Source organism: Streptomyces tricolor (assembly GCF_002155905.1).
Classification (GTDB): Bacteria; Actinomycetota; Actinomycetes; order Streptomycetales; family Streptomycetaceae; genus Streptomyces; species Streptomyces tricolor.
This window is the reverse complement of the sequence record NZ_MUMF01000861.1, coordinates 1-9793: the sequence shown is the minus strand read 5'-3', so window position 1 is coordinate 9793 and position 9793 is coordinate 1. Positions and strand designations below refer to the sequence as shown.

At 72.3% G+C, this 9793-nt stretch carries 10 protein-coding genes; 4 read left to right on the top strand and 6 right to left on the bottom strand.

The genetic code is table 11. The features are described from left to right. Positions 1-68: 68 nt before the first annotated feature. On the bottom strand, positions 69-644 hold the full coding sequence (locus CCN44_RS40875) for a Dps family protein (protein WP_059247174.1): 576 nt from the start codon (positions 642-644) through the stop codon (positions 69-71). 125 nt (positions 645-769) lie between these two features. Continuing rightward, a complete protein-coding gene (locus CCN44_RS40870; RefSeq protein ID WP_086704260.1) occupies positions 770-1213 on the bottom strand; it encodes an SsgA family sporulation/cell division regulator in 444 nt (147 codons plus the stop codon). Between the two features lie 220 nt (positions 1214-1433). Here CCN44_RS40870 and CCN44_RS40865 point away from each other — a divergent pair, with 220 nt between their 5' ends. From CCN44_RS40865 to CCN44_RS40855, 3 genes are all read left to right on the top strand, one after another. Continuing rightward, complete coding sequence (locus CCN44_RS40865; protein ID WP_086704257.1) at positions 1434-2423, top strand: pirin family protein; 990 nt, start codon at positions 1434-1436, stop codon at positions 2421-2423. A gap of 20 nt (positions 2424-2443) precedes the next feature. Further along, positions 2444-2782: a GNAT family N-acetyltransferase gene (locus CCN44_RS40860; RefSeq protein WP_059247177.1), complete on the top strand. Its 339-nt coding sequence runs from the start codon at positions 2444-2446 to the stop codon at positions 2780-2782. 400 nt (positions 2783-3182) lie between these two features. Next, a complete protein-coding gene (locus CCN44_RS40855) occupies positions 3183-4925 on the top strand; it encodes a pyruvate dehydrogenase (RefSeq protein WP_086704254.1) in 1743 nt (580 codons plus the stop codon). Between the two features lie 67 nt (positions 4926-4992). Here CCN44_RS40855 and CCN44_RS40850 read toward each other — a convergent pair whose 3' ends face one another. The 4 genes from CCN44_RS40850 to CCN44_RS40835 form a co-directional block, all read right to left on the bottom strand. Continuing rightward, positions 4993-5730: a YoaK family protein gene (locus tag CCN44_RS40850; protein ID WP_086704252.1), complete on the bottom strand. Its 738-nt coding sequence runs from the start codon at positions 5728-5730 to the stop codon at positions 4993-4995. Continuing rightward, positions 5711-6235 (bottom strand): DoxX family protein, encoded by a 525-nt coding sequence (locus CCN44_RS40845; RefSeq protein ID WP_086704263.1) that lies wholly within the window; start codon positions 6233-6235, stop codon positions 5711-5713. Before CCN44_RS40845 ends, CCN44_RS40850 begins: the two co-directional genes overlap by 20 nt. A gap of 52 nt (positions 6236-6287) precedes the next feature. Continuing rightward, positions 6288-6950, bottom strand: coding sequence for a hydrolase (locus CCN44_RS40840; protein WP_086704249.1), 663 nt, complete (start codon positions 6948-6950; stop codon positions 6288-6290). Between the two features lie 141 nt (positions 6951-7091). Continuing rightward, positions 7092-8960: an amidohydrolase gene (locus CCN44_RS40835; protein WP_237482587.1), complete on the bottom strand. Its 1869-nt coding sequence runs from the start codon at positions 8958-8960 to the stop codon at positions 7092-7094. Positions 8961-9361: 401 nt separating this feature from the next. Between CCN44_RS40835 and CCN44_RS40830 the strand changes: the two genes are divergently transcribed. Then, positions 9362-9793: alpha/beta hydrolase (locus tag CCN44_RS40830; protein ID WP_158103222.1), on the top strand; the 432-nt coding region annotated here is incomplete at its 3' end.

Here is a 9793-nt window from a genome sequence, read left to right as displayed (position 1 = left end):
GGGTGGGATCGCGGCCCCGCGGGCCGGCGCCCCCCGCCCGTTGTGCCGTCGGCGGCCCCCGTCCGGGGTCAGGAGCGGACGAGCGGGGTGTCCACCAGGTGTTCGGCCAGGAACCAGGCCTGGAGTTCGCCGGTGCGGATGATCTGCGAGACCAGCAGGTCGTTGGTGCCGTCGTCGCCCAGCTCGGCGACCCGGGCCGCCGCGTCGTGGGCCTCGGTCAGGATGGTCTCGTGGGCCTCCAGCAGCCGCGAGAGCATCGCCGGGACCTCCTCGACACCGTCCGGCGGGCGCGGGATCGAGGTGATCTCGGCGACGTGCCGGGTGTCGCCCACCGCGACGCCGCCCAGGGTCTGCACCCGCTCGGCCAGGGTGTCCACGAGTCCCAGCTGTTCACCGGCGTGCTTGTCCAGGAGCAGGTGCAGCTGGTAGAAGGTCGCGCCCCGCATGATCCAGTGGTGCTTCTTGTACAGGCCGTAGAGGATCTGAGTGTCCGCCAGCACCTTGTTCAGGCGCTGGCAGGAGTACATGCGCGCCTCGTAGGACAGGGCGACGGGGAACTGCTTGACGGTTCCGAACTCCTGGATGACCTCACCCTTCTGGTGCAGCCACGGCTGGCTGCTCGGGGGCGTGGTGCTGGTGGTCATGCGGTGCCTCCTGCGATGGCGTGCTGTGCGTACGCGGTCGACGCTAGGGGCCGCACCGCACGACGCGTTGTCCAGGAGCGCACGCGTTGGTGCTCGTCAGCGCACCGCAGGCGGTGCCGGGCGGGTCACTCGCGGCCGGCCGTGAGCTGTTCCACGACGTGGTCGAGATCGATGTGGCGGTGCTCGGTGCCCGGCGGGACCACCGCGTGGGCGCGCTGCAGGAAGGCCGTGACGACGGCGCCGGAGACCTCCAGCAGCGCCGCACCCGCCCGGGTCCGGAGCAGGATGCGGATCGCGTCCGGTCGGTACCGGCGTTCCGGGAACACCACGACGTCCCCGGACCCGGTGGGCCGGCTCAGCCCCTGGGCGAGGAGCGACCGGGCGAAGACCCAGTCGACGGGGGGAGCGGCGGGCGCGCCGAGGGACAGGCGTACGGCGTAGGGATCGGCCGCCGAGTACCGCAGCTCGGCGGGGAGCGGCACCGGCAGTTCGCCGGACACGGAGACGCGGACACTCGTCGTACATATGATCGGATCTTCGTCCGCGGCTTCGGCAGGATCGTGTCTCATGCCCGCCCCCCTGTCTGCGACGCTTCGGTTCCGAGGCCCGCCTTCCGCGGGCCCGAGGTGCTGCCGACCGTACGGCGGGTCCGGGGGAGCGGCTTGCCGGGGAGCGCACGGGATGTTGCCCGAAGAGGAAACGCCGTGGCGTGCGGACCTGCCCGCCCCCATGATGGGGGCCTTTGGTGGTTGAATGTGAAACAATTACTGGGTGGAGAGGTGGTCCGCGATGAGCAATGTCGAAACCGACCCCGTCGAAGTGCGCTGCGGTACGGAGGTGGACGGCGAACGGGCGACCGGAGCGCCCCGGGTCGAGGTGCTGACCCCACGCGACGTCCCCCTGGGGGGTCCCCGGGCGATGACCGTGCGGCGCACCCTGCCGCAGCGCACCCGGACCCTGATCGGCGCCTGGTGCTTCGCCGACCACTACGGCCCGGACGACGTCTCCGACACCGGCGGCATGGATGTCGCCCCGCACCCCCACACCGGTCTCCAGACCGTGAGCTGGCTCTTCAGCGGGGAGATCGAGCACCGCGACAGCCTCGGCAGCCACGCCTTCGTCCGGCCCGGCGAGCTGAACCTCATGACCGGCGGGTACGGCATCAGCCATTCCGAGGTCTCCACCCCGCGCACCACCGTCCTGCACGGCGTGCAGCTGTGGGTGGCCCTGCCGGAGGAACACCGTGCCACCGCCCGCGACTTCCGGCACTACGTCCCCGAGCCCGTGCGGACCGACGGCGCCGAGATCAGCGTCTTCCTCGGGTCCCTCGCCGGGGCCGCCTCACCGGTGCCGACCTTCACCCCCTTGCTCGGCGCCGAGATCGTCCTCCGGCCGCGCGCGACCGTCACGCTCGCCGTGGACCCCGCCTTCGAGCACGGGCTCCTGGTCGACCGGGGAACCGTCCGCCTCGCGGACGCCCTCCTGGACCCCGCCGAGCTGGGCTACGTCCACCCGGGCCCCCGCACCCTGACCCTGGCGAACGAGTCGGACGACACCGCGCGGGCGGTCCTCCTCGGCGGCACACCCTTCGAGGAGGAGATCGTCATGTGGTGGAATTTCATCGGCCGGAGCCACGAGGACATCGTCAGGGCCCGCGAGGAATGGGAGAACTCCTCCGAACGCTTCGGCGCCGTCGAAGGATATCCGGGAGACCGGCTTCCCGCCCCCGTCCTGCCGAATGCGACCCTCACCCCGCGCAGGAATCCACCGCGTCACTGACGCCATCCGAAAGGCATCCGATGAGCCAGCCTTCCGCCGTTCCCGTCGTCGAGCGTGTGGACGCGAGGAATCGCTACGAAATACGTGTCGACGGCAAGCGCGCCGGACTGACCGCCTACCGTGACCACGGTGCGCAGCGCGTCTTCCACCACACCGAGATCGACGACGCCTTCGCCGGGCAGGGCCTGGCCTCCCGGCTGGTCCAGGAGGCGCTCACCGACGTACGGGAGTCCGGGAAGCGGATCGTTCCCGTCTGCCCGTACGTCGCCAAGTTCCTCCAGCGGCACGACGAGTTCGCCGACCTGGTCGACCCGGTGACGCCCGACGTCCTGCGGTGGCTGGAGACCGAACTGGCCTGATCCGCCGCACTCCGGGCCGCCGGTCCCTCGGACCCGGCGGCCGGCTGTGCGCGCAGCGCACCGCTTCTGTTCCGACCGTGCACGATGTCCGTCCCCCGTGCGGAATTTCCCGAAAACGTCCACGCAACGACGAGCCCGCATTCCGCACGGCGACCGCGAGGAAAAGACCGTTACATCGCCGGCCTTTCTGCACCGGAATGTCCGGACGCCGTATTTGTGCCCAGCAAGGCCGCCGGACCGGCACGGCGCCGCCGGGCACGGGTGCGCTGCCGGAACCGATCCCGTGCGCGAACAGTCAAGCGCGGCACCGCCGGCTCACTAGCGTGATCGGGTCGCGAGGCAGACCCGCCGGGCCCTCGCCCGGAAGGCCCTGCCGCCATGCCGGAACCCGAGGAGTGCCATGGCCAAGCAGACCATCGCCGAACAGTACGTCGACCTCATGGCGCGCGCCGGTGTGCGCCGCATGTACGGCGTGGTCGGAGACAGCCTGAACCCCGTCGTCGACGCCGTCAGGCGGCACGCCGACGTCGAGTGGATCCAGGTCCGCCACGAGGAGGTCGCGGCGTTCGCCGCCGGAGCGGAGGCCCAGCTCACCGGGCGACTGGCCGCGTGCGCCGGCTCCTGCGGACCGGGCAACCTCCACCTGATCAACGGCCTGTACGACGCCCACCGCTCGATGGCGCCCGTCCTCGCACTGGCCGCCCACATACCCAGCGGCGAGATCGGCACCGGCTACTTCCAGGAGACCCACCCCGACCGGCTGTTCGCCGAGTGCAGCCACTACTCGGAGCTGATCTCCTCGCCCCGCCAGATGCCCCGTGTGGTGCAGACGGCGATCCAGCACGCCGTGGGCCGGCGCGGAGTCTCGGTCGTGGCCCTGTCCGGCGACACCGCCGCGGAGGACTCCCCGGACGCGGCACCCGAACTCGCCATGCCCCTGGACCGGCCCGCCATCCGCCCCAGCGACCAGGAAATCGCCCGGCTCACCGAGCTGGTGGACGCCGCCGAACGCGTCATGGTCTTCTGCGGCCGGGGCGTCGCCGGAGCCCACGCCGAGGTGCTGGAGTTCGCCGGCAAGGTCAAGGCCCCGGTGGGTCACGCCCTGCGCGGCAAGGAACACATCCAGTACGACAATCCGTACGACGTCGGCATGTCCGGGCTGCTCGGCTACGGCGCCGCCTACGAGGCCATGCACGAGTGCGACCTGCTGCTGCTCCTCGGCACCGACTTCCCGTACACCGACTTCCTGCCCCGCGATGTGCGCACCGTGCAGATCGACGTGCAGCCCGAGCGGCTGGGCCGGCGCACCCCACTGGACCTGGCCGTCTGGGGAGACGTACGGGAGACCCTGCGCTGCCTCACGCCCGCGGTGCGGGAGAAGCCCTCGCGCCGGTTCCTCGACCGCATGCTGGAGCGGCACGCGCACGCCCTGGAGGGCGCGGTGCACGCCTACACCCGCGACGTCGACCGGCACACCCCGATCCACCCCGAGTACGTCACCTCGGTGCTCGACGAGGAGGCCGCCGCCGACGCGGTGTTCACCGTGGACACCGGCATGTGCTGTGTGTGGGCGGCGCGCTACCTCACGCCGAACGGCCGCCGCCGCATCCTCGGCTCGTTCGTGCACGGTTCGATGGCCAACGCACTGCCCCAGGCCATCGGCGCCCAGTTCCTCGACCGCGGCCGGCAGGTCGTCTCCCTCTCCGGCGACGGCGGCTTCTCCATGCTCATGGGCGACTTCCTGACCCTCGTCCAGTACGACCTGCCGGTGAAGGTGGTCGTCTTCAACAACTCCTCCCTCGGCATGGTCGACCTGGAGATGATGGTCGACGGCCTGCCCCCGCACGGCACGGCCTACCCGCACGCCGACTACGCCGCCATCGCCACGGCGGCCGGTGCGCGCGGCATCCGCGTGGAGCAGCCCGGCCAGGTCCGGGACGCGCTGCGCGAGGCCTTCGCCCATGACGGACCCGCGCTGGTCGACGTCGTCACCGACCCGGCCGCGCTGGCCGTGCCGCCGAAGATCACCGCCGAGCAGCTCGGCGGCTTCGCCCTGTCCGCGAGCCGGACGGTCCTGAGCGGAGGCGTCGGCCGCATGATCCACCTGGCCCGGGCCAACCTCCGCAACATCCCCCGCCCCTGAGCCGGTACGACGGTGAGGGTGACGGCCACCGGCCGTCACCCTCACCGTCATGAGCCGCGTCCCGCCCTCAGGACGGCGGCCGGGTCCAGGCCGGGTCGCCCGCGGACAGCCGGTGCGCCACCACGGAGGTGAGTGCCAGCAGCAGCAGGCACAGGCCCAGGGTGAGCACCAGATGGCCGTGCAGGACGAGTCCCGCCCCGGCGAGGGCGCCGAGCAGCATGGCCAGCACGGACAGGATCCGGCGTCCGGGCCGCGGCGCCGCACCGCCCGCCGGGGCCGAGTCCGCGGCCAGACCGGTGAGGGTCAGCGTCAGCACGGTCGTGGTGAGGTCCGGCACCCCGAGGCGCCGGGCGACCGCGTTCTGCAGCCCCATGGCGAGCCCGAGACACACGATCAGCGTGTACTCGACCCCGGTGGTGACCCGGCCGCCGGTGACCGCCGTGACCACCACCGTGACGGCCACCAGCAACGTCTGCGCGGCCGTGGCCGCCGCCAGCAGGCGCCCGCGGTGCCCGGCGAACCGGGTGCCGAGCCCGCCGCCGGCCAGCGCGCCCAGCAGGAACGCCACCAGCGCGACGACCGAGGCGAGCGCGGACAGGGTCGCGGCGCCTCCCAGCGCGAACCCGAGGAACACCACGTTGCCGGTCATGTTGGCCACGAAGACGTGTCCCAGCGCGAGGTAGCTCACGGCGTCGACCAGGCCGGTGACCAGGGTCAGCGTCAGCATCAAGGGAGGCAGCGGCCCATGGCGGTCCCCCTTGGGCGGTGCCAGCGTACGGAGGGCGTCAGTCAGCAGTGCGCGCACCAGCCCCTCCTTCCGCCGCCGCGGGCGCCCGGTGCAGCACCAGGCGGGTCAGCAGCCCGCTGACCGGGCCGATCACGATCGCGGCGAGGGCCACCCACACCGGCCACGGGGTGATGCCGAGCCCGTGGTCGAGCGACCAGCGGCCGGGCCCGGTGAGGGCCAGTGCAGCGGAGACGACGACGAGGACCAGGGGGTACTCGTAGCCGTCGTTCTGCACCCACAGGCCCTTGGGCCACTTGACGGTGCCCGCGACCGTCATCACGCCTATGGCGGCCATCGCCGCCAAGGGCGTGAGCAGACCCGCGGTCAGGAACAGGCCGGCCCCGATCTGACTGGCGCCCGCGACGACCGCGGTCAGCCGGCCCCCGCGGAACCCGTCGTGCCGGAACTCCTCGGTTCCGCCTGCCAAACCGTGGCCCCCGAGCCGGAAGCTCACCTTCTGCACTCCGTGGCCGGCGATGAGGAGCCCCGCCACCACCCGGAGGACCAGCAGTCCCGCGTCCATCTCTTCCTGCCTGTTCCTGACTCAGTGCTTGCTGCTGTGCTGGGGGAGGGGATCAGCCGGCGGCGTGCTCGCCGATGAACGCCTGGGCGTACACCAGGCCGAGGCCGTAGGCGCCGCCGTGCTCCTTGACGACCTCCGTCACCGGCACGTACGTCTCGCCACGGGCCCAGTCGCGCTGGAGCTCCAGCAGCACCTGCACCCAGGTGACGGGGACGGCGCCGCCCTGGATCATGCGCTGCACGGCGTGCTCGTGGGCCTGCGGGCTGACCCCGCCGGACGCGTCGGTGACCACGTAGACCTCGTAGCCCTGGGCGATGGCGGAGAGCGCCGGCAGGACGACGCAGACCTCGGTCCACAGGCCGGCGAGGACCAGCTTCTTGCGGCCGGTCGCCTTGACGGCCTCGACGAACGCCGGGTCCTCCCAGGCGTTCATCGTGGTCCGGTCGATGATCTTCTGGTCCGGGAACACGTCCGCCAGCTGCGGCATGATCGGGCCGGAGAAGGACTCGGCGGCCACGGTGCTCAGCACGACCGGCACATCGAACACCTTGGCGGCCTTGGCCAGGCCCACGGTGGAGTTGATGATCGCGGTCCGGTCGCCGCTGCCGGTGCCGAAGAACATCTGCGGCTGGTGGTCCACGAACAGGACCGCGCAGTTGTCGGGGGTCAGCAGGTCGGGGCTGGGGGACGCGGTGACCTGGGCGATGTCGACCATGAGAAGGCCTTTCCATGAGTAACGGCGCGGACGGGCGTCCGCGTCGGGCAACAACCGTCCGGTGGACGGGGACTGTGGGCGCTCGTCCCGCTCAGCAGCCGGAGCGGACGACGAACGCGGAGGAGGGACGCGCAGGCAGAGTCAGAGGACGAAGCAGGGATCGAAGGGGGCATCGGCGGCATCCGGAGCCAGACCGCGCCGCACGCGCCACGCGTGGTGCTGCGCCGACTCCGTGACGGCCTCGCCGAGCAGCTCCGCCTGCCGCACGCCCGCCGGCCGGGACGCCTGGTAGCCGCCGAAGCGGGCGACCGGGCTCCAGCCGGGGGAGACGGGAGGCAGTTCCTCGTCGAGCCCCTCGTACTCGCCGGCGGCGTACACGATCCGGCCGCCGGTGACCGTGAGCAGCGACTCGATGTGCGCGATCTCCGGTTCGGGCACGGTGAAGTAGTCCTCGGACAGCACCGCCAGATCCGCGTAGCAGCCCGGCCGCAGCACGCCCTTGACCTGCTCCTCGCCGGTCAGTTCGGCGCCGGCGACGGTGAACATGCGCAGTGCGGTCTGCCGGTCGACGCGGTTGCCGCGCGGGCGGAGGACGACGTCGCCGGCGCCGCGCCCGCTCACCAGCCAGTGCAGGGCGACCCAGGGGTTGTAGGTGGAGACCCGGGTGGCGTCCGTGCCGGCGGCCACGGTCAGCCCGCGGTCCAGCATGGCCCGGATCGGCGGGGCGTCCGCGGCCCGGCCGGGGCCGTAGCGGCGCAGGAACGCCTCGCCCTGGAAGGACAGCCGGTTCTGGACGGACATGGCGCCGCCGAGCGCGGCGACACGGTCGAGGCTCTCCACGGACACGGTCTCGGCGTGGTCGAACAGCCAGCGGTTCCCCGCGGGGAAGAGCCCCTCGGCGGCGAGCTTCTCGAAGACCGCGAGGTCCCGGCGGATGGTCTCGTCGTACGTCGCGTGCAGCCGGAAGCCCCAGCCGTGCTCCATGAGCAGCCGGACCGCCTTCTCGAACTCGCCCTCGTAGTCGCCGAGTTCCGGCCGTGGCTGGGCGAAGTTCTCGAAGTCCGCCGCCGCCCAGGTGAGGTTCTCGCCCGCGCCGTTCAGGCGCAGCCACGCGTCCCCGTCCTCGGGGCGGGCCGTCTCGATCCAGCGGGTGAGGTCGGCGATCTCCTGGCCCGCGGTCTGCGGGAAGAGGTGGTAGGCGATGCGCAGCGACAACTGGCCGGCCTGCGCCAGCTCGATGACGGTGCTGTAGTTCTCGGGGAAGTTCTGGAAGCCGCCGGCGGCGTCGATCGCCGAGGTCAGGCCGAACCGGTTCAGCTCCCGCAGGAAGTGACGGGTCGACACCTTCTTGTCCTCGCCCTCCAGGAGCGGCGCCTTGGCCAGGGTGGAGTAGAGGATGAGGGCGCTGGGCGCGGCCAGCAGCATGCCCGTCGGTTCCCCGTCCCGGCCGCGGACGATCACGCCGCCCCGCGGGTCGGGTGTGTCCTTGTCGAAGCCGGCGGCCCGCAGCGCCGCCCGGTTGAGGACCGCCGACTGGTACAGGTGCAGCACGAACACCGGGGTGTCCGGGGCGGCGGCGTTCAGCTCGGCGGGGGTCGGCAGCCGCCGCTCGGCGAACTGCTCCGCCGACCAGCCGCCCACCACCCGCACCCACTGGCCCTTCGGCGTCCGCGCGGCCTGCTCCCGCAGCATCGCCAGCCCCTGGCGGAGGGTGCGAACCCCGTCCCAGCGCAGCTCCAGTACGTAGTTGAGCCCGCCCCGGATCACATGCAGATGGGCGTCGTTGAGCCCGGGGATCATCCGCCGGCCGAGCGCGTCCACCACCTTCGTGGCGGGCCCGATGTGCGGGGCCACGTCCTTGTCGTCGCCGACGACGGTGATGAGGCCGTCGCGGACGGCGAGTGCCTCGGCGTGCGGGCGGACCGGGTCCCCCGTGTGGATACGAGCGTTGCGGACGACCAGCTCTGCGGCGTCGTCGGCGGCCTGGGGAACCAGCCCGCCGACCGGCATGGCAGACACGAGTGCGGGACCTCCTTCGTGGAACTGCGTCTTGGCTGTCCGCTGCGTCCGGGCTCGGCGAGCGAGGAAGGGGAAGAGGAAGCGGACCTCGAAGCGGTGAGCGCGTGGGCGTCCGACCGGTGGACGGACCGCGACCGCTGTGCCCTCACGCTAGGACCGGGGGAGGCCGCTGTGTGTCCTGTCCGTGCACCGCCGTGTGCCCCCCAGCGCACGCGGCGTGCGGCGGGCGGACGTGGTGCGCTGTGAGGATGTCAGGCGTGCGCTGGCGGGCAACTGCCGGGCGGACAGCGGTTCTACGGTGGCGGTCAGCGGCGCCGGAGTGCCCAGCACAACGATCCGGGTCGTGTGTGCCGGAACGACCGGCGTCCCCTACGCAATTCCAGGAGATTCGCATGTCTGATGCCCAGGCGCCGGCCCAGCCGGTACTGGAACCCGCGGCGGCCGAGTTCGCCGCGGCGACCGCCAACCCGCCCTACCTCTTCGACCTGCCCCCCGCCGAGGGCCGCAAGGCCGTCGACGAGGTGCAGTCCGGCGAGATCGACAAGCCGGCCGTCGACGAGGAGTGGATCACCGTCCCCGGCGGTCCCACCGGCAGCGTCCGGGCCCGCATCGTCAAGCCCGCCGGCACCACCGGCACCCTCCCCGCCGTCGTCTACATCCACGGCGCCGGCTGGGTCTTCGGCAACGCCCACACCCACGACCGCCTGGTCCGCGAACTCGCCGTCGGCGCCCAGGCCGCCGTCGTCTTCCCCGAGTACGACCTCTCCCCCGAGGCCCGCTACCCCGTCGCCATCGAGCAGAACTACACCGTCGCGAAGTGGGTC

Coding starts and splice junctions, on each gene's coding strand:
- CCN44_RS40835 (WP_237482587.1), bottom strand. CDS start 8,960: ATGCCGGTCGGCGGGCTGGTTCCCCAGGCCGCCGACGACGCCGCAGAG.
- CCN44_RS40840 (WP_086704249.1), bottom strand. CDS start 6,950: ATGGTCGACATCGCCCAGGTCACCGCGTCCCCCAGCCCCGACCTGCTG.
- CCN44_RS40845 (WP_086704263.1), bottom strand. CDS start 6,235: ATGGACGCGGGACTGCTGGTCCTCCGGGTGGTGGCGGGGCTCCTCATC.
- CCN44_RS40855 (WP_086704254.1), top strand. CDS start 3,183: ATGGCCAAGCAGACCATCGCCGAACAGTACGTCGACCTCATGGCGCGC.
- CCN44_RS40870 (WP_086704260.1), bottom strand. CDS start 1,213: ATGAGACACGATCCTGCCGAAGCCGCGGACGAAGATCCGATCATATGT.
- CCN44_RS40875 (WP_059247174.1), bottom strand. CDS start 644: ATGACCACCAGCACCACGCCCCCGAGCAGCCAGCCGTGGCTGCACCAG.
- CCN44_RS40860 (WP_059247177.1), top strand. CDS start 2,444: ATGAGCCAGCCTTCCGCCGTTCCCGTCGTCGAGCGTGTGGACGCGAGG.
- CCN44_RS40865 (WP_086704257.1), top strand. CDS start 1,434: ATGAGCAATGTCGAAACCGACCCCGTCGAAGTGCGCTGCGGTACGGAG.